Here is a 17747-nt window from a genome sequence, read left to right as displayed (position 1 = left end):
GTCGCGGACCGGGTCCATCTCCTCGCCGGTGAGCCGCAGTTCGATCGCGGCGGCGGCGTTGCGCGCCAGCTGCCGTCCGATCGGGCGGCGCTCGTCCTGGTAGGTGTCGAGCAGGCCGCCGGGTGCCTCGCGTGGCACGAACGGGCGGGTGTGAACCTGCGGCTGGGCAGGGTCGTCCAGGCCCTGGACCATCTCGCCGACGGGATCAGGGTCCGGCTCGACGGCGGGGAGGTACTCCGCGCCGATCGCGTGCTCGTGGGAATCGGCGCGGAGGTCGACGTGGCATGGCTGGCCGGGTCGGGCCTTCACCTGGAAGACGGCATCGCCTGCGACCGGCATGGCCGCGCCCTCGGGGCCGGCCACGTCTTCGCCGCCGGCGACATCGCCCGCTGGGCGACCGCGGATGGAGGGCCCGGCCGGCGGATCGAGCACTGGAACTCGGCCCAGGAGCAGGCCAGGTGCATCGCTTCGACCCTGCTCGACCCGGGGCACCCGCAGGCCCCCAGCGCGGTGCCCATGGTGTGGAGCGACCAGCACGGCCGCACCATCCAGGTACTCGGTGCCGTGGACCCCGGCGTCGAGCCCCGGCTGGTAGAGGACGGGGACCGGCTTCTCGCCCTGTGGGACGACGGCGGACGCGTCGTCGGCGCGGTCTCGCTGGGGTGGCCGCGCGGCGCCCTGGCCGCCCGCCGGGCCATCGCGAGTGGTGCCGCGGTGACCGCGGTCCTCGACACGGTGGCACCTAAGGAGACTGCCCGATGACGGTGAACGTCCACGACGACGACCTCCGAGAGCTGCGGGGCCTACTGGCGGCGGGGTGCCGTGTCCTGGCGGCCCGCGAGCTCTCCCCGGGGTTCCTCGGCCACATCAGCCTCCGCCTCGACGACGAGCGGATCCTGGTGCGGTGCCGTGGCCCCCACGAGTCGGGCCTGGCCCACACCACTCCGCAGGACGTGCGGGTGGTGACCCTCGACGGGGAACCCGGCCTGCCCGGCGAGCTGGACGGTTGGAACGTTCCGCACGAACTCCCCCTGCACACCCGGATCCTGCGCAGGCGTCCCGACGTCCGGTGCGTCGTGCACGCGCACCCGCGGCGGACGGTCGCCGCCGACCTGGCCGGCCTGGTCCTGGAGCCGCTCGTGGGGGCCTACGACATCCCGGGCTCCGCCCTGCTGGCGAGCGGCGTCCCCGTCTATCCCCGCTCGGTGCTGGTGCGCAGCAACGCCCTGGGGGACGAGGTGGCCGACCACCTCGGTGACCACGCCGCGGCCCTCCTTCGGGGCCACGGTGTGGTGGTCACCGGCGATTCGGTCCCCGAGGCGGTGCTCCGCGCCGTCTCCATCGACGAGATCGCGCACCTCTGCCTGCTCGTCGCCTCCGCCGGGGGACGTCCCCGCGCCATCGACGAGGCCGACCGGGCCGAGCTCCCCGACCTCGGCGGGAGCCTCAACCTGGACGTCGCCTGGCGCCACGAACTCTCCCGGCTTCCCGAGACTCCCCCCGCCTGATCCGACCGCACAGTTCGACAAGGAGTCCCGTTGCCCGACCACGTCACCGACATCACCCAGCTCTACGCGCGCTACAGCTTCTCCATCGACACCCGGGATCTGGAGTCCCTGCGCGACTGCTTCACCGCCGACGGCCGCATGGAGATCACCGGCGGGCCCGCCTTCGCCGGAGCCGAAGGGCTGGCCAAGGTGATAGCGGGCCGTACGGCGGAGTCGCCGCGACACGAGAACAGCAACGTGCTCGTCGACCTGGCCGACGACGCGAGCGCGGCGGGCCGAGCCTATTTCGTGCTCCGGAGCACCGACGGCCGGCCGGCCGCCACGGGACATTACCTGGACCGGCTGGTCCGCACCGAGGCGGGATGGCGGTTCGCGTCCCGGCAGATCACCTTCACCTGGCGAGCCTGAGGCACGCCCCGCGCCCCGGCGTCCCGCCCCTTTCCCACCCCCCTCCCGCATCCCCGCCACGCGGCCACGCCTCGTGCCGGGAGCTCTGGCCTGCGACGACGCCGGGCACCCGGCGACCACGAGGGATTCTCCAACTTGCAGAGCCCGTCTCTTCTCTTTCTGTTTAGTCTGGTCTAATCTTTGTGAGCCGTGTCACCGAGACGCGGATCCCGAGCAAGAAAGCGCGAACCCCATGCTCAAGAAGCCCCTGACCGCGGTCGCGGTCGCCTCCCTGATGACCCTGGCGGCGTGCGGCAACAACGCGGGCTCCGGCGATGCCGGCACCGGTGCCGACGGCGTGGCCATGGGCCCCGGGGTCACCGACGACGAGATCAGCGTGACCGTGATCAGCGACTTCTCCGGTCCCATCGCCCAGGGCGGCATCGCCGGCTCGCTCGGTGTCGAAGCCAAGATCGACCAGGTCAACCGGGAGCAGGGCGGCATCTGCGGCCGCAAGGTCGTGGTCGACAAGCGCGACACCAAGTACGACCCGCAGATCACCACCCAGCAGTACCGCGCCGCGGCGCCCAAGAACCTGATGGTCGCCCAGTTCGTCGGCACCGCCGGCCTGAACGCCGTCCGGGCCAACATCGAGCGGGACAAGATGCCCACGCTCTCGGCGTCGATCAACACCCAGACCCTGGATCTCCCCAACGTCTACGTCGCCATGCCGCCCTTCGAGGTCGAGCTCATCAACGGCCTGACCTGGGCCGCCGAGCAGGCCGGCGCCTCGGCGGACAAGAAGGTCAAGGTCGGGTTCGTGACGTCGGCCGACGAGACCGGCAAGGTCTACCTCGACGCCCTCAACCACGCGGCCAAGGCCACGGAGGGCCTGGAGGTCGTCGCCGAGCCGACCTACACCAACGCCGACACCGACTTCACGGCCCAGGTCAACAGCCTCAAGGACGCCGGGGCCGAGATCGTCATGCTGGGTGTCACCCCCGCCCAGACCGCCGGCATCATCGGCCAGTCGGCCCAGTTCGGCTACAAGCCGACCTTCGTGTCGAGCTCGGGCGCCTGGTCCTCCAGCCTCGGGAAGCCCCTGACCGGGCTGCTGGACAACTACTACGTCTCCGGCGGCTACGGCACCCTCAACGACGACAACGCCGGCATCCAGGCACTGACCAAGGCCCGCAAGGCCTACGCCCCCGACGCGAAGCCGGACAACTTCGAGGTCGGCGGCTGGATCAACGGCACCGTGGTCGTGGAGGCGCTGCGCAAGGCGTGCGAGGCCAAGGACCTCACCCGCGAGGGCGTCATGAAGGCGATGACCGGCCTCAAGGTCTCCTTCGACGACATCCTTCCCCCGATCGACCTCGGTGACGGCGACTCGATCGTGAGCCACCAGTCCCGCATCAACAAGATCGGGAAGGACGGCGTCCAGGAGCCGGTCGCCGAGTTCTTCGAGTCCGCGGCCGCGAAGTCCTGGGATGCCGCCAGGCGCAAGTGACGACCCGGGGGTGTGCGGGCCCGGCCGGGCCCGCACACCCCCGGCTCCAATCCCACCACCGCGAACCAGGACTTCCAGATGACCCTCTTCCTCCAGCTCGGCTTCCAGGGCATCGCCCTGGGCCTGGTCTACGGGCTGATCGCGCTCGGGTTCGTGATCATGTTCAAGGGCTCCCACACCTTCAACTTCGCGCACGGCCAGTTCGTGGCCATCGGCGCCTACGTTGTGCTGGTCCTACTGCCCCGGATGCCGTACGTGCTGGCCTTCCTCGGCGCCGTGGCGATCACCGTCGGCCTCGCGCTGGTGGTCGAGCGGATGCTGATCCGCGGCCTGATCGGACGCTCGGTGACCGTCGTGGTGCTCGCCACCCTCGGCATCTCGACCATGCTGCACAACGCCGTCCTGATGGTGTGGGGCGTCGGCAGCCACGACTCGGTCGGCCCGGTCGGCGCCGGCACCACCAAGGTGGGCTCGGTCGTGCTGCCCAACAGCGCGCTGGCCACCGTCGCCGTCTCGGCCGTCGTCCTGGCCGCGGTCGCCTGGTTCTTCCAGCGGACGCGCCACGGGCTGGCGCTGCGCGCGACCGCGAGCAGCCAGGAGGCGGCCCTGGCCCAGGGCATCGACGTGGGCCGGATGTTCGCGCTCTCCTGGGCGCTGGCGGCCTTCCTCGCGGTGACCGCGGCGATCTTCCTCGCCTCGTTCCCCCGGGTGGTCTCCCCCAGCATCGGCGACCTCGCGCTCATCGCGATCCCGGCGATCGTCATCGGAGGCATGGACTCGCTGATCGGAGCCGTGGTCGGCGGCCTGGTCGTGGGGCTCACCCAGGTACTGGGCTCCAACTACCTCAGCGACATCGGCGGCGGCCGCCTGCACGAGGTACTGCCCTACGTCCTCATGCTCCTGGTCCTCCTGGTCCGGCCCTACGGCCTGTTCGGCAGTCGCAGCATCGAAAGGGTCTGAGCCGTGTCCGTCCTCACCAGCCCACCGGCGCCCCGCGACGCCGCGACCCCCGCGCCGCGCCCGCGGGGTCTCCTCACCGGCGGACGGATCGGCGTCTGCCTCTGGATCGCCGCCATGCTCGTGCTGCCGCTGGTGCTCCGCTCCGAGCTGTGGCTCGGCATCGGCATCCTCACCCTGATCGTCGGCGTCGGCGCCCTCGGCATGCAGGTGATCACCGGGCTCGCCGGCCAGATCTCGCTGGGCCACGCCTTCTTCATGGGCATCGGCGCCTACAGCTCGGCCTGGCTCGGCGCCGACAAGGGCCTGCCCTGGTGGCTCTGGCTGCCGGCGGCCGGCCTGGTGGCCGCCGCCGCGGGCGCGCTGGTCGCCCCCGTCGCCGTCCGCATCCGCGGCCTCTACCTGGCCGTCGCCACCCTCGCCCTGGTCTTCATCGGCCTCTACGCGTGGGAGACGTGGACGAGCCTCAGCGGCGGTGTGAACGGGCGACCCGCGGCACCGGTCCTCTTCGGCGACCAGGACCTGAGCCTGGGCATCATGGCCGGTGACCAGGTGGTCCTCGACTCCTTCCAGGCCTGGTGGTACTTCGCGCTGGCGATCCTGCTGGCGGTCATGCTCCTCACCCACAACCTCAAGCACTCGCGGCTCGGCCGCGCCTTCATGGCCGTGCGGGACAAGGACGTGGCGGCCGCGGTGGTGGGCGTCCCGGTGACCCAGACCAAGACCATCGCCTTCGTCATCTCCTCCTTCTTCGCCGGCGTCTCCGGCGCGCTGCTGGTGTCCTACATGGGCTACTTCACCCCCAGCCAGTGGCACCTGATGCTCTCGGTCGACTTCATCGCCATGATCGTGATCGGCGGTATGGGCACGGTCTCCGGGGCCCTGCTGGGGGCCCTCTTCGTGCGGGCGATGCCCGAGGTCGTGAACCACACCTCGGGCTTCCTGCCCTTCGTTCGCAAGGGCACGAGCACCGACGGCGGCATCACGGGCCCGCTCCTGTCCGGATTCCTCTACGGACTGGTGATCGTGCTGATCCTGCTCTTCGAGCCCAACGGGATCCGGGCGCTCGTACTCCGGGTCTGGCGGCGCCTGCGCGAAACACTGGGCCGCTCACGCGAAAGGCGGAAGACATCATGAGCCGCGACGCCTCGAACGCGTCCGACGGTCCGCCGGCCCTGCGGACCACGGCCGTCAGCGCCGGCTACGGCGCCGCCGGCAACGCCGTGACCGACCTGTCCCTGCGGGTGCCCCAGGGCCAGGTCGTCAGCCTGCTCGGCCCCAACGGAGCGGGCAAGACCACCGTCATGCGGGCGGTCTCCGGCCTGCTCGGGCTGCACCGCGGACGCCTCACCAGCGGGCGGGTGGAGCTGTTCGGCAAGGACATGACCGGGTCGCGCGCGTCGCAGCGCGTCCGTGCCGGGCTCGCGCAGTGCCTGGAGGGCAGGATGGTGTTCCCGGGGCTCAGCGTCGCCGAGAACCTCGCCAGCGGAGGGCACGTACGCCGCTACCGCGGTGCCGCGCTCACCGAGGCCCGCGACGAGGTGCTGGCGCTGCTGCCGCGGCTCGGCGACCTGCTGGACCGCAAGGCCGGCTACCTGTCCGGCGGCGAGCAGCAGATGCTGGCGATCGCGCGGGCCCTGATGTCCCGGCCGAAGCTGCTGCTCATGGACGAGCCCAGCCTGGGGCTCGCGCCCCGGATCGTCGAGCAGGTCCGGGACATCATCGTGTCCATCAACCAGCACGGCACCTCGATCCTGCTCGTCGAGCAGAACGCGCGCATGGCCCTGTCGATCTCCGGCTACGCCTACCTCCTGGAGGGCGGGCGGGTCTACGCGGAGGGCACCCCGGCAACGCTCGAACAGGACAACGACATCGCGGCGGCGTACCTCGGTGTCGGCACCGAACCCGTCGTCCCCCGAGGAGCCGACTCGTGAGCCCCGCACTGTTCGAGGTCGAGGACCTCACCCTCTCGTTCGCCGGGGTCCGCGCGCTGGACGGCGTCGCCTTCACCATCGACGAGGGCGAGCTCTTCGCCGTGATCGGGCCCAACGGAGCCGGCAAGTCCACGCTGTTCAACTGCATCTCCGGCATCTACCGCCCGGAGTCGGGGAGCATCAGGTTCGCCGGCGGGCAGCTCCTGGGCAGGTCCCCGCACCGGATCGCGAGCGCCGGGATCGCCCGCACGTTCCAGAACGTCGACGTGTTCCCGGCCATGACCGTCCAGGAATGCCTGCTGCTGGCCCGGCACCAGCACCTCCGGTCCGGGCCGGTGGCCAGCATGATCAGGTGGGGCCGCAGTGCCCGCGAGGAGCGCGCGGCGCTGCGGCAGGTCACCGAGACGGCCGACCGCCTCGGCCTCGGCGACCTGCTGCAGCACACGGTCGGCACACTGCCCCACGGCGTGCAGAAGCGGGTCGAGCTCGCGCGCTCGCTGTGCATGGAGCCCCGGCTGCTGCTGCTCGACGAGCCGGTCGCCGGAATGAACCACGAAGAGACGGCCGAGATGGCGGCGACCCTGAGCGAGGTCAATTCCGACCTGGGCGTCACGATGCTCCTGGTCGAACACGACATGTCGATGGTCATGGGGATCTCGGACCGGGTCTGCGTGCTCGACTTCGGGCGCCGCATCGCCCTCGACACCCCGGCCAACGTCGTCCGTGACGAGGCCGTCATCGACGCCTACCTGGGAGGAGCACTGTGAGCACGGCGGACATCACCGTCTACGGAATCGTCGGGAGCCTGCGCAAGGGTTCGTGGAACCGGCTGCTGCTGGAGTCCGCGGCCCGGCTGGCCCCGGACGGGGTCACCGTCACCATCAGCGACCTGATCGGGCGGTTCCCGCTCTTCAACGAGGACCTCCTCGCCCAGGAGCCGCCGGCGGTCACCCAGATGCGGGCGGAGATCGCCGCCGCGGACGCGTTGCTGATCGCCACCCCGGAGTACAACGGCGGCGTCCCGGGCGTGCTGAAGAACGCCTTCGACTGGATCTCCCTCCCCCTGGGCGCCTCCGTCCTCCAGGGCAAGCCGGTCGCCCTGATCGGCACCTCCCCGGGACGGCTGGGCACCGCCCGGTGCCAGTTCGAGCTGCGGAACATGTTCGTCTTCTCCCAGTCCCCGGTGATGCCGGGACCCGAGGTGGTCATGCCCTTCGCACCCGAGTGCTTCGACGAGGCCGGGCACCTCAAGGACCCGGTCGCCACCGAGCGGCTCGGGGTCCTCTTCGAGAAGCTCCGCGGCCACGTGGCCGCGAGCCGGACGGAGGCGGCGGTCCGATGATCACCCGCACCTTCGTCTCCCGCCCGTCCGCCGGCGCCCCGCGGGCAGGTGCCGGCGGGCATCCCTGCCAGGGCCTCTACCACGCCCGGGAGGGCGACCGCCCGAAGGTGGCGATGATCGCCACCCACTATCAGATCGACTTCGCCGAGCACTACCTCGCCGACCTCATGGCCGAGCGCGGCATCGGCTTCCTCGGCTGGAACACCCGGTTCCGCGGCTACGAGTGGAACTTCCGGCTCGACCAGGCACTGGTGGACATCGGCGTCGGCGTGCGCTGGCTGCGCGAGGAGGCCGGGGCCGACACGGTCGTTCTGCTGGGCAACTCGGGGGGCGGCTCCCTGATGGCCGCCTACCAGGCGCAGGCCGTCGACCCGACCCTGCGACCCCCGATCGACCACGAACCCGTGCCCGGAGTGGACGAACTGCCTCCCGCCGACGGCTACGTGTCCCTGGCCGCGCATCTGGGCCGTCCCGACGTCCTCACCGCCTGGATGGACGCCGCGGTGGTCGACGAGTTCGACCCCGCGGCCACCGACCCCTCCCTCGACCTGTTCAACCCGGAGAACGGCCCGCCGTACAGCGCCGAGTTCATCGAGCGGTACCGGCGCGCGCAGGTCGACCGCAACCACCGGATCACCGCGTGGGCCAAGGCGGAACTGGCCCGGCTCACCGAGGCCGGCTACTACGACCGCCACTTCACCGTGCCCCGGACGTGGGCCGATCCGAGGATGGTCGACCCGTCCCTGGAGCCCACCGACCGGAAACCCAACAGCTGCTACCGTGGTTCCGTCAAGGCCGCCAACCGGGGCGACCGTGGGATCGCCGGGGAGACGACGGTGCGCAACTGGCTCAACATGTGGAGCCTGAGCGAGTCGCCCTGCCGCGGTGAAGGCAACCTCACCAAGATCACGGTCCCGGCCCTGGTCATCAACCCGACCGGGGACACCGGCGTGTTCCCCAGCGACGCCGACCGGATCGCCGCCGCACTGGCGAGCGAGGACAAGACCCGCCACGACCACCGCGGGGACCACTACTTCCTGGAGCCCGCGGGCGCCCGGGACGCGGTCGCCGACACGATCACCGACTGGCTCGCCACGCGGTTCGGGAGCGGGAGCACGCGATGACCGCGCCCGCGGCGATCCACGGCGCCCGGGGCCAGCACTGGATCGCGCACCTCGCCCGGCATGCCCACGCACGGCCCGAGGTGACCGCGCTGCGGTGCGGCGAAATCTCCTACACCTGGCACCGGCTCGCCGAACGGGTGCTGCGGTTCGGCCGTGCGCTCGCGCGGCTGGGCGTCGGCCCCGGCGACCGGGTCGCCTTCGTGATGGGCAACGGGGTCGAGTACGTCGAGTCGCTCCTGGCGGTCACCGCCGCCGGTGCGGTCGGGGTTCCGGTGAACCCCCGGCTGGCCACCGCCGAGGTGACCTACATCCTCCGGGACTGCGGCGCCTCACTGGTGCTCACCGATGCCGCGTACGGCGGGCTGGCCGCCGGCGCGGCCGAGGAGGACGGCATCCGGGTCGTGGACGTCTCCGCCACGGCGGAGCGGCTCACCGCGGACCTGCCCGACGGCCCCGCCGCCGGCTCGCCCGCCGACGAACTGGCGGCGATCGATGTGGCCGAGCACCGGCCGGCGCTGATCATGTACACGTCCGGCACGACCGGGCACCCCAAGGGCGCGGTGCTCACCCACCGGAACCTGCTCGCCCAGAGCCAGACCAACCTGATCGCCTTCCGCTTCGAGATGTACGACGAGGTCTATCTCTGCGCCTCGCCGCTCTTCCACATCGGCGCCATCGGGGGGCTGGCTCCGGCCCTGCTCGCCGGCGCCACGGTGGTCGTGATGCCCACCGGCGCCTTCGATGCCGGCGAGCACCTCGACGTGCTGGCGGAGCACCGGGTCACCTCGGTCTTCCTGGTGCCCACCCAGTGGCAGGCGCTCGTGGCCGAGCAGCGCCGGCGGCCCCGGGACCTGTCCCGGCTGCGCGTCGCCGCGTGGGGGGCCGCCCCCGCCACCGACACGCTCCTGCGGGAGATGGGCGAGGTCTTCGGGGACGCCGACATGCTCGCCCTCTTCGGCCAGACCGAGATGTCACCGGTCACCTGCGTGCTGGAGGGCAAGGACGCCCGCCGGAAACTGGGCTCGGTGGGACGGCCGGCACCCGGTGTGTGGGCGCGCGTGGTCGACACCGGGATGAACGACGTCCCCGCCGGCGGGATCGGCGAGATCGTCTACCGGGGGCCGGGCCTGATGTCGGGCTACTGGAACCTGCCCGAGGCGACCGCCGAAGCCTTCGCCGGTGGCTGGTTCCACTCCGGTGACCTGGTCCGGGTCGACGGCGAAGGGTTCGTCTACGTGGTCGACCGGCTCAAGGACATGGTCATCACCGGCGGCGAGAACGTCTACTGCGCCGAGGTGGAGAACGTGCTCGCCTCGCACCCGGACATCGCCGAGGTGGCGGTGGTGGGCCGGCCGCATCCGAAGTGGGGGGAGACGCCGGTCGCGGTGGTCTCGCCGCGCCCCGGGCGGCCGGCGCCGTCGATCGAGGAGCTGCGCGACCACGCCCGGCGCGAGCTGGCGCCGTACAAGCTGCCGACCGGCATCGAGACGGTCGAGCGGCTCCCCCGCAACGCCTCGGGGAAAGTGCTCAAGTTCGAGCTGCGAGATGGAAGGGTCGATGACAGCGTCCACGGATAAGATCCGCTGGGTGGACAGTTCCTCCGCTGCTCAGCCGCGCAAGCCGCAGTATCCGATCGAGTCGGTCGACAACGCGCTGCGCATCCTGCTGCTGCTGGGCGAGCGGAAGAGCCTTCGGCTCACCGAGGTGAGCGAGTACCTCTCGGTGGCGTCGTCCACCGCGCACCGGGTGCTGGCGATGCTGCAGTACCGGGGGTTCGTCCGCCAGTCGAGCACCTCGCGGGCCTACGAGCCGGGGCCCGCGCTCACCGAGATCGCCTTCTCGGTGCTGCGGCAGATCGACGTCCGCGAACAGGTCCGCCCGATGCTGGAAGAGCTCGCCAAGCACTACGGCGAGACCGTCCACCTCGCCCGCCTTGACGGCTCGCTGGTGTCCTTCGTCGATGCCGTGGAGAGCAGCCGGGCCGTCCGGGTCGGCTCGCGGATGGGCAAGACCCTCCCGGCCCATGTCTCGGCTTCGGGCAAGGCCCTGCTGTCGCTGCTGCCGGACGAGGCCGTCGTCGCCCTCTATCCGCGGGAGAACCTGGAGGCGCTGACCCCCCACTCTCTGTCCACGCGGACCGCACTCCTGGAAGACCTCGACCGCATCCGGAAGCGGGGCTATGCCACCGGGATGCAGGAGAGTGAGGACGGGGTCATCGCGGTGGCCGTACCGCTCGGCACCCACGCCGGTGCCCGCTACGCGGTGAGCATCTCGGCGCCCAGTCACCGCAAGCAGGACTTCACCGAGGTGGCCGTCGCCGAGGACCTGCTGCGCTTCGCCGAGCAGTGCCGCAGCTTCTTCTCCTGAGCCGAAGCCCCTGACGAGCGGGCAGGCCCCGCCGGCGCTGACGGCACCGGGTCCGGCCGGGTGGTGGAGCCGACCCGGTGCCCGTCGTGGCGTCCGACCCCCGGACCGGCACCGGGCCGGCCTCGGGGCTCACCTCAGGCCGCGAGAACGGTGGTGAGCTGGCTGCGATCGAAGTACTCCTCGATCCGCCGGATCCTGCCGTCCTCGACGTACACCCGCAGGATCGCCGGGATCGCGGCCGACCGGCCGTTGCGCTCCACCTCGATCACGTGCTGGCGGAGGAAGCCGTCTTCGAGCGCGGTGTGCCGGGGCTGGGCGTAGCCGAACCTGTCGTAGCGGTCGGCGATGCTGCCCAGCGTCGCGAGGTTCTCGTCCTTGGTCTGGTCGACGTCGTCATAGTTGTGCCAGACGGTGACGTCGTCGTGGTACAGGGCGGAGACGGCCTCGATGTCACCGGCCTCCACCAGCCGGAAGAACCGTTCGGCGTACTCCACCATCGACTCTCCGCTCATGCGGAGGCGCCCGTTCCCGCGGCCTGGGCGGCCGGGACGCCGGCGGCGGTCATCGGCGCCAGGTTGACGTCGTCCTCGGTCAGCTCACGCGTCCAGGCGGCGAACTCCAGCAGCACCCCGTCCGGGTCGAAGAAGTACATCGAGCGGACGAAGACGCCGTCGTGGTACGTCTCGGCCACGCCGCGCGGGCTGTCGTCGTGTTCCAGGACGGGACCGGTCCGGACGCCCTTGGCATCCAGCTTGGCCTTGTACTCGTCGAACCTGTCGAGCGGGATCTTGAAGGCGACGTGGTTCATCGAGCCGTGGGCCGTGGCGATGTCGCCGACGCCCGGCAGGTCGGCGGCGGAGGCGACACCGGGGGCCCGCTCGGGCGCGTTGGGGAACCAGAAGAAGGCCAGGTACTGCTCGCCGCCCATGTCGAAGAAGAAGTGCTGCCCGCCGTTGGGCAGCTTGATCGTCTTGCTCAGCCTCATGCCGAGGACGTTGGTGTAGAAGTCGACGGTGCGCTCCATGTCCTCGCAGACCAGCGCGAGGTGACAGAGCCCCTGGAGCTCGAACTCGGAGTTGGTCCCCATCCTGTTCCTCCTGTCAAGTGACCCGCCGCCACGGTATCGGAAACTGTTTCTGGTCACCAGACTTTTTGCCAAACGGTCTGGACTATTAGCTTGGAACGCTACCCGACGCCCGGCCCCCGCCGACCCCGTCAGCCGCGGCCGCGCTCCAGGTCGACGGCGTACTCGAACCGATCGGCGGGGTGTACCGACACCGTGATCTCGAAGGGCTGGCCGGCACGGTCCAGGTAGCGCCGCGTCATCCGCAGCACCGGCGAACCGGCGGTGGTGCGCAGCAGGTCGACCATGGCGTCCGGCACCGTCGCCGCACGCATCCGCTGCTCGATGGTGTGCACGGTGCGGCCGGTCGCCTGCTCGACCATGTCCGAGATCAGCCGCTTGGGGTCCAGCACCTGGTCACCCACGGCATCGGCGATCTCGGGCTCGAGGTAGACGTCGGTGCAGCACAGCGGCCAGCCGTCGTCGGCCGGGTCGATGCGCAGCATCCGGATCTTGGTCCAGCGCTGCCCGGGCCGGCAGCCCAGCACCCGGGCGTCGACCTCGTCGACCACCACCTCGGCGATCGACAGCACCTGGCGGTCCGTCTCCACGGAGTACTGCATCAGGTCGTCCACCGAATGCACGGAACGGGCGAAGACCGACTGCGACTTCAGGCGCTCGACGCGGGTGCCGCGCCGAGGCCGGCGGGAGACCAGTCCCAGCTCCTCCACGATGTCGAGCGCGGCCCGGATCGTGCCCCGGCTCACGTCGAACTCCGCCGCCAGGTCCACTTCGGGCGCGAACTGCCCGCCGATCGGCCAGCGTCCCGCCTGGATCTGCCGGACCAGCTCCTCGGCGACTTCCTCGTAACGCCTCATTGCCCTCCCGTCCTCGGTCCACCGTCCGCCGGACCAAGGACATTGTGACCCGTGACACCCGGGTGGAGCGCCCGCCCCCGCAGCGCGGCCGGCTCCGCGCGCCACTGATTAGACTAGACAATTCAAACGGTCTAGATCATAGGCTAGGGCCATGCGCATCATCGACGTCCGCGAGGTCGCGGTCCCTCTCCACGGAGACATCGGCAACTCCGTGGTGAACTTCGCCGAGCACACCGTCTCACTGGTGGCCGTGCGGACCGACGTCCGCCGGAACGGGCGTCCGCTCACCGGCATCGCCTTCAACTCGATCGGGCGCCATGCCCAGGGCGGCATCCTCCGCGACCGGATGATCCCGCGGCTGCTCGCCGCCGACCCCGATGCCCTGCTCGACCCGGCGACCGGGCTGCTCTCCCCCGCCCGCGTCCTCGACTGCGCCATGCGGAACGAGAAGCCCGGCGGTCATGGCGACCGCGCGGCGGCGGCCGGCGCCGTCGAACTCGCCGTGTGGGACGCGCTGGCCAAGCACCACGACGAGCCGGCCCACGCCACCATCGCGCGCGCCTTCGGCCGGCGGCCCCTGAGCACCGGCGTGCCCGTCTACGCCGCGGGGGGCTACTACCACCGCGACGACTCCCTGGACCGCCTCCGCGACGAGCTCACCGGCTATGTGGACCAGGGCTACCCCACGGTCAAGATCAAGATCGGCGGCCTGCCGCTCCCCGGCGACCTGGCCCGGGTCGAGGCGGCCGTCGAGGTGATGGGCGGCGGGGACGGGGTCGCCGTCGACGCCAACGGACGCTTCGACCGGGACCGGGCCCTGGCCTACGCCGCGGCGCTGTCCGGTCTCGGCCTGCGCTGGTACGAAGAGGCCGCCGACCCGCTCGACTTCGCGCTGCACCGGGAACTGACCGAGGCATATCCGGGGGCCGTCGCCACCGGCGAGAACCTCTTCTCCGTCCAGGACGTGCGCAACCTGCTCGCCTACGGCGGAGTACGGCCCGACCGGGACATCTTCCAGATGGACGCCGGGCTCAGCTACGGGCTGACCGAGTACGTCCGCATGATCGAGGCCATGGAGTCGCGCGGCGTCGACCGCGCCCAGGCGTTCCCGCACGGCGGGCACCTGATCAACCTCCACGTCGCCGCCGGTCTGGGGCTGGGCGGCTGCGAGGCCTACCCCGGGGTCTTCGAACCCTTCGGCGGCTACAGTCCGGACTGCCGGCTCTCCGGCGGCCTGGTCCACCCCGGCCAGGCACCCGGGTTCGGCCTGGAGGCCAAGCCGGGCCTCGACGGCGAGATCGCCGGCCTCCTCAAGGAGCTGGACGGATGAGGATCTGCGTCGTCGGCTGCGGAGCCATGGGATCGGTGTACGCCGCGCGCCTGGCCCGCGCGGGCCACGAGGTGTCGGTGGTCGACCCGTGGCGGGCCCACGTCGAGGCGATCGCCCGCGACGGGCTGCACGTCCTCGGACCCGACGGGGAGTTCCGCGCCGCGGTCGCGGCGCACACCACCCCGCCCGCCGGTCCCGTCGACCTCGTGGTACTCGCCGTCAAGGCCGCCGACGTGCCCGGGGCCGCGGCGGGACTCGCGCCGCTGCTGGGACCGCGGACCACGGTACTGACCATCCAGAACGGTCTCGGTCCGGCCGATGTCGTGGCCGGCGCGGTGGGCGCCGAACGCCTGGCCATCGGCATCGCCAGCGGCTTCGGCGCCGGCCTGCGCGGGCCGGGCCAGGTGCGGCACAACGCGATGCGCGCGCTGAGGTTCGGCGCCCACAGCTCCCTGCCCCCCGAACGGGTCGAGGAGGTGGCGGCGGCCTGGCGGACCGCCGGGTTCGACGCGGCGGCCGTGGACGACGTCATCGCGATGCAGTGGGAGAAGCTCATCTGCAACGTGGCCTACAGCGCCCCGTGCGCCCTGACCGGACTGACCGTGGGCGAGGTCCGTGACCATCCCGAGCTGTCGCTCACGAGCCAGGCCGCGGCGACCGAGGCGTGGGAGACCGCCCGGGCGCGCGGGGTGGCCATCGACGTGCCGGACCCCGTGGAGCTGGTGCGCGACTTCGCCGCCCGGATGCCCGGCGCCGAGCCGTCGGCGCTGCTGGACCACAGGGCGCGCCGGACCAGCGAGATCGACGTGATCAACGGTGCGGTTCCCCGGGAGGCGGCCAAGGTGGGCCGCACCGCACCGGTCAACCAGGCGCTGACCGCCCTCGCCCGCCATCGCGAGGCCGCCTGGCGGCGGTGACCCTGCCGCCCGGACCCGGCCGGCCCGTGCGGAGTCACCCGGCTAGAGGTCCGGCAAGGGGTCCTTGGGCAGGCTGTCGCGGTCGAAGACCTCGGCGTCGGCGGCGTTGACGACCGCGACGTACTCGTCGTCCACCTCGAACACCGCGCCGGCGAACTCGAACGAGGCGCCGGCGCCGGTCTCCACCGGCCCGATGCGGGTGCCGCGGGGGTGGCTGCCCCACACGGTCTTCGGCGTGCTGCGGCTCATCGCGCCGGTGGAGATCACCGCGATCTGGTCGTCGGTGACGACGAAGATGAAGCCCGCCCCGCCGCCGTAGGACGTCGCGGGGAAGATGTAGCGGATCTCTCCGTCGATCCCGAGGAACTCCCGGCAGCGCTCACGCAGCGGGCGTGTCACCGGCATGGCTGTTCAGGCACCTCCCGGGCGGGACATCGGTCGCCCTCACAATCATGCCCCGGCGCGTCGGAGCGGCGCCAGTGCCGGTGGCGGGGCGGCGCCGGTGTCAGGCCGCGGCCAGCGCCGTCGTCGGCGGCAGCCGCGCCGCGCGCATCGCCGGGTACAGGCCCGCGGCGGCCCCGATCGCGAGGGTGGCGGCGAGCGCGCCGCCGAGCGCCCACGCGGGCACGACCGGCGGCCAGCCCTTCCACAGCGCGAACCCGGCCGTCACCGCCGCGCCCGCCGCGGTCCCGGCGGCGCCGCCGAACGCCGACAGCAGCAGCGACTCGGCGAGGAACTGCACCCGCACCTGCCCGCGCGTCGCGCCGAGCGACCGGCGCAGCCCGATCTCCCGGCGCCGCTCCAGCACCGAGATCACCATGGTGTTCGCGACCCCGACGCCGCCGACCAGCAGCGCGACGGCGCCGAGCCCGAGCAGCAGCCCGGTGAACGCGCCCTCGGCCGCGGCCCTGGCCTCCAGCGCGTCCGAGGGGCGGCCGACCTCGATCTCCTCGGGACGCTCGGGGCTGACCGTCCGGGCGAGGACGCTCCGGACGTCGCCGACCGCCGCGTCCGCCGACCGCTCGTAGATCGTCGTCGGATGGCCGTCGAACCCCAGGTAACGCTGCGCGGCGTCCCAGCCGACGAGGGCGGACCGGTCGATCTCGGGCGCCAGCTCGGCGGGCCGCAGGACGCCGACCACGGTGAACCACCGCCCACCACCAGCCAGCGGACGAGCTCCGCTCGACCCGCCCATCCACACCCGGCCGCCCGCTCCGTCCAGCCCGAGCCTCCGCGCCGCCAGGTCGCCGAGCACGACGCCCGGGTAGCGGGCCGTGGCCGCGTTGAGCCACCCACCGCTCGCCGTCTCGACCTCCAGCGTGTCCAGGAGCTCGATCGTGGCGGCCTGCACGGCGATCCCGTGCGTGACCTCCGCCGGAATCCTGTCGGTGCGGCGGACGGTCGCGTCCACCGACCCGGTCGCCCCGACCGCCGTGACGGGCCCGATCCTGCGGACCATCTCCGGCGCCGTCTCGGGCAGCTCCGCCCGCTCGCCGAACAGCGTGTCGCCGGGCTTGACCGTCAGCAGGTTCGTGCCGAGCCGGTCGAGGCGCCGCAGCAGGTCCTCCTTGCCGGACGACGAGATCCCGATGACCGCGACCATCGTCGCGATCCCGATCGCGATGCCGAGCGCGGAGAGCACCACCCTGGCCGGACGCGCCCGCAACCCGCCGAGGCCGACGCGGAGCACGTCGGCCGCACCGAGCCGCGCCGGCGACAGTTCGTCCTTCATCGGCCGTCCTCCCTCGTCCGCCCATCGGCCACGATCTGCCCGTCCCTGACCAGCACCCTGCGCGGCGCCCGGGCCGCGACCTCCGGATCATGCGTGATGATCGCGACGGTCGTGCCGGCGCGGTTCAGCTCGTCCAGCAGGGCGAGCACGCCGGCGCCCGCGCCGGAGTCGAGGTTGCCGGTCGGCTCGTCGGCCAGCAGCAGATCCGGCTCCCCCACCACGGCCCGCGCCACCGCGACCCGCTGCTGCTCACCGCCCGACAGCTCGTGCGGCCGATGCCCGGTCCGCTCCCCGAGCCCGACCCGCTCCAGCGCCGCCCGCGCCCGCTCCCGGCGCTCCCGCAACCCCGTGCCGCCGTAGAGGAGGCCGTCCGCGACGTTGTCGAGGGCGCTCACCCCCGCGGCCAGATGGAACTGCTGGAACACGAATCCGATGTGCCGTGCCCGCAGCGCCGACAGCTCCCGGTCGCCCAGCCCCGACACCTCGTGCCCGGCGACCGTCACGCTCCCCCCGGTCGGGCGGTCCAGCGTCCCGATCATGTGCAGCAGCGTCGACTTCCCGGACCCGGACGGCCCGACGATCGCCGCCATCTCCCCCCGCGCGATCACCAGGTCGACGCCCCGCAGCGCCACCACGCCCGGGTACTCCTTGGTCACCCCGGCCAGCTCGACGATGTTCATTCCGCGGGCACCCCGACC

At 72.1% G+C, this 17747-nt stretch carries 20 protein-coding genes; 14 read left to right on the top strand and 6 right to left on the bottom strand.

Annotated features, from left to right (window positions below; all coding sequences use genetic code 11):
• Positions 1-69 precede the first annotated feature (69 nt).
• The 12 genes from E1289_RS29170 to E1289_RS29115 all read left to right on the top strand — a co-directional run bounded on the left by E1289_RS29170 (position 70) and on the right by E1289_RS29115 (position 11129).
• Positions 70-762, top strand: coding sequence for an FAD-dependent oxidoreductase (locus E1289_RS29170; protein WP_347813600.1), 693 nt, complete (start codon positions 70-72; stop codon positions 760-762).
• Complete coding sequence (locus E1289_RS29165; protein WP_131985855.1) at positions 759-1508, top strand: class II aldolase/adducin family protein; 750 nt, start codon at positions 759-761, stop codon at positions 1506-1508. Before E1289_RS29170 ends, E1289_RS29165 begins: the two co-directional genes overlap by 4 nt.
• Before the next feature lie 30 nt (positions 1509-1538).
• Positions 1539-1916: a nuclear transport factor 2 family protein gene (locus E1289_RS29160; RefSeq protein ID WP_131985853.1), complete on the top strand. Its 378-nt coding sequence runs from the start codon at positions 1539-1541 to the stop codon at positions 1914-1916.
• A 232-nt stretch (positions 1917-2148) separates the two neighbouring features.
• Entirely contained in the window at positions 2149-3405 is a 1257-nt protein-coding gene (locus tag E1289_RS29155) for an ABC transporter substrate-binding protein (RefSeq protein ID WP_131985851.1), read from the top strand.
• Positions 3406-3483: 78 nt separating this feature from the next.
• Positions 3484-4365, top strand: coding sequence for a branched-chain amino acid ABC transporter permease (locus E1289_RS29150; RefSeq protein WP_131985849.1), 882 nt, complete (start codon positions 3484-3486; stop codon positions 4363-4365).
• A 3-nt stretch (positions 4366-4368) separates the two neighbouring features.
• Positions 4369-5499, top strand: a complete 1131-nt coding sequence (locus E1289_RS29145) for a branched-chain amino acid ABC transporter permease (RefSeq protein WP_131985847.1) — start codon at positions 4369-4371, stop codon at positions 5497-5499.
• Positions 5496-6296 carry an ABC transporter ATP-binding protein gene (locus E1289_RS29140; RefSeq protein ID WP_131985845.1) on the top strand — a complete coding sequence of 267 codons (801 nt, stop codon included), beginning with the start codon at positions 5496-5498 and terminating at the stop codon, positions 6294-6296. Before E1289_RS29145 ends, E1289_RS29140 begins: the two co-directional genes overlap by 4 nt.
• A complete protein-coding gene (locus E1289_RS29135) occupies positions 6293-7063 on the top strand; it encodes an ABC transporter ATP-binding protein (RefSeq protein ID WP_131985843.1) in 771 nt (256 codons plus the stop codon). Before E1289_RS29140 ends, E1289_RS29135 begins: the two co-directional genes overlap by 4 nt.
• Complete coding sequence (locus E1289_RS29130; RefSeq protein WP_131985841.1) at positions 7060-7638, top strand: NAD(P)H-dependent oxidoreductase; 579 nt, start codon at positions 7060-7062, stop codon at positions 7636-7638. The genes E1289_RS29135 and E1289_RS29130 overlap by 4 nt, the downstream gene beginning before the upstream one ends.
• Positions 7635-8762: an alpha/beta hydrolase gene (locus E1289_RS29125; protein ID WP_131985839.1), complete on the top strand. Its 1128-nt coding sequence runs from the start codon at positions 7635-7637 to the stop codon at positions 8760-8762. The genes E1289_RS29130 and E1289_RS29125 overlap by 4 nt, the downstream gene beginning before the upstream one ends.
• A complete protein-coding gene (locus E1289_RS29120; protein ID WP_131985837.1) occupies positions 8759-10339 on the top strand; it encodes an AMP-binding protein in 1581 nt (526 codons plus the stop codon). Before E1289_RS29125 ends, E1289_RS29120 begins: the two co-directional genes overlap by 4 nt.
• Positions 10340-10349: 10 nt before the next feature.
• Positions 10350-11129 carry an IclR family transcriptional regulator gene (locus E1289_RS29115; protein ID WP_165970651.1) on the top strand — a complete coding sequence of 260 codons (780 nt, stop codon included), beginning with the start codon at positions 10350-10352 and terminating at the stop codon, positions 11127-11129.
• A gap of 134 nt (positions 11130-11263) precedes the next feature.
• Here E1289_RS29115 and E1289_RS29110 read toward each other — a convergent pair whose 3' ends face one another.
• The 3 genes from E1289_RS29110 to E1289_RS29100 form a co-directional block, all read right to left on the bottom strand.
• Positions 11264-11641 (bottom strand): nuclear transport factor 2 family protein, encoded by a 378-nt coding sequence (locus E1289_RS29110; RefSeq protein ID WP_131985833.1) that lies wholly within the window; start codon positions 11639-11641, stop codon positions 11264-11266.
• Entirely contained in the window at positions 11638-12216 is a 579-nt protein-coding gene (locus E1289_RS29105) for a VOC family protein (protein ID WP_131985831.1), read from the bottom strand. The genes E1289_RS29110 and E1289_RS29105 overlap by 4 nt, the downstream gene beginning before the upstream one ends.
• A 128-nt stretch (positions 12217-12344) precedes the next feature.
• Positions 12345-13070, bottom strand: a complete 726-nt coding sequence (locus tag E1289_RS29100; RefSeq protein WP_131985829.1) for a GntR family transcriptional regulator — start codon at positions 13068-13070, stop codon at positions 12345-12347.
• A gap of 151 nt (positions 13071-13221) precedes the next feature.
• Between E1289_RS29100 and E1289_RS29095 the strand changes: the two genes are divergently transcribed.
• Positions 13222-14400: an enolase C-terminal domain-like protein gene (locus E1289_RS29095; protein ID WP_131985827.1), complete on the top strand. Its 1179-nt coding sequence runs from the start codon at positions 13222-13224 to the stop codon at positions 14398-14400.
• Positions 14397-15317 carry a 2-dehydropantoate 2-reductase gene (locus tag E1289_RS29090; RefSeq protein ID WP_131985825.1) on the top strand — a complete coding sequence of 307 codons (921 nt, stop codon included), beginning with the start codon at positions 14397-14399 and terminating at the stop codon, positions 15315-15317. Before E1289_RS29095 ends, E1289_RS29090 begins: the two co-directional genes overlap by 4 nt.
• Positions 15318-15359: 42 nt before the next feature.
• Here the strand turns inward: E1289_RS29090 and E1289_RS29085 are convergent, their stop codons facing one another.
• From E1289_RS29085 to E1289_RS29075, 3 genes are all read right to left on the bottom strand, one after another.
• Complete coding sequence (locus tag E1289_RS29085; RefSeq protein ID WP_131985823.1) at positions 15360-15722, bottom strand: hypothetical protein; 363 nt, start codon at positions 15720-15722, stop codon at positions 15360-15362.
• Positions 15723-15822: 100 nt separating this feature from the next.
• Complete coding sequence (locus E1289_RS29080) at positions 15823-17049, bottom strand: ABC transporter permease (protein WP_131985821.1); 1227 nt, start codon at positions 17047-17049, stop codon at positions 15823-15825.
• Positions 17046-17729 (bottom strand): ABC transporter ATP-binding protein, encoded by a 684-nt coding sequence (locus E1289_RS29075; RefSeq protein WP_131985819.1) that lies wholly within the window; start codon positions 17727-17729, stop codon positions 17046-17048. Before E1289_RS29075 ends, E1289_RS29080 begins: the two co-directional genes overlap by 4 nt.
• Positions 17730-17747: the final 18 nt, after the last annotated feature.

This window comes from Actinomadura sp. 6K520, assembly GCF_004349245.1.
Lineage (GTDB): Bacteria > Actinomycetota > Actinomycetes > Streptosporangiales > Streptosporangiaceae > Spirillospora.
The sequence above is the reverse complement of the archived record's forward strand: the minus strand, read 5'-3'. Positions and strand labels throughout refer to the sequence as shown.

Excerpts from the sequence above, each read along its gene's own strand:
- E1289_RS29165 (WP_131985855.1), top strand. The coding sequence starts at position 759 with ATGACGGTGAACGTCCACGACGACGACCTCCGAGAGCTGCGGGGCCTA.
- E1289_RS29155 (WP_131985851.1), top strand. The coding sequence starts at position 2,149 with ATGCTCAAGAAGCCCCTGACCGCGGTCGCGGTCGCCTCCCTGATGACC.
- E1289_RS29150 (WP_131985849.1), top strand. The coding sequence starts at position 3,484 with ATGACCCTCTTCCTCCAGCTCGGCTTCCAGGGCATCGCCCTGGGCCTG.
- E1289_RS29140 (WP_131985845.1), top strand. The coding sequence starts at position 5,496 with ATGAGCCGCGACGCCTCGAACGCGTCCGACGGTCCGCCGGCCCTGCGG.
- E1289_RS29125 (WP_131985839.1), top strand. The coding sequence starts at position 7,635 with ATGATCACCCGCACCTTCGTCTCCCGCCCGTCCGCCGGCGCCCCGCGG.
- E1289_RS29120 (WP_131985837.1), top strand. The coding sequence starts at position 8,759 with ATGACCGCGCCCGCGGCGATCCACGGCGCCCGGGGCCAGCACTGGATC.
- E1289_RS29110 (WP_131985833.1), bottom strand. The coding sequence starts at position 11,641 with ATGAGCGGAGAGTCGATGGTGGAGTACGCCGAACGGTTCTTCCGGCTG.
- E1289_RS29105 (WP_131985831.1), bottom strand. The coding sequence starts at position 12,216 with ATGGGGACCAACTCCGAGTTCGAGCTCCAGGGGCTCTGTCACCTCGCG.
- E1289_RS29100 (WP_131985829.1), bottom strand. The coding sequence starts at position 13,070 with ATGAGGCGTTACGAGGAAGTCGCCGAGGAGCTGGTCCGGCAGATCCAG.
- E1289_RS29095 (WP_131985827.1), top strand. The coding sequence starts at position 13,222 with ATGCGCATCATCGACGTCCGCGAGGTCGCGGTCCCTCTCCACGGAGAC.
- E1289_RS29090 (WP_131985825.1), top strand. The coding sequence starts at position 14,397 with ATGAGGATCTGCGTCGTCGGCTGCGGAGCCATGGGATCGGTGTACGCC.
- E1289_RS29085 (WP_131985823.1), bottom strand. The coding sequence starts at position 15,722 with ATGCCGGTGACACGCCCGCTGCGTGAGCGCTGCCGGGAGTTCCTCGGG.
- E1289_RS29080 (WP_131985821.1), bottom strand. The coding sequence starts at position 17,049 with ATGAAGGACGAACTGTCGCCGGCGCGGCTCGGTGCGGCCGACGTGCTC.
- E1289_RS29075 (WP_131985819.1), bottom strand. The coding sequence starts at position 17,729 with ATGAACATCGTCGAGCTGGCCGGGGTGACCAAGGAGTACCCGGGCGTG.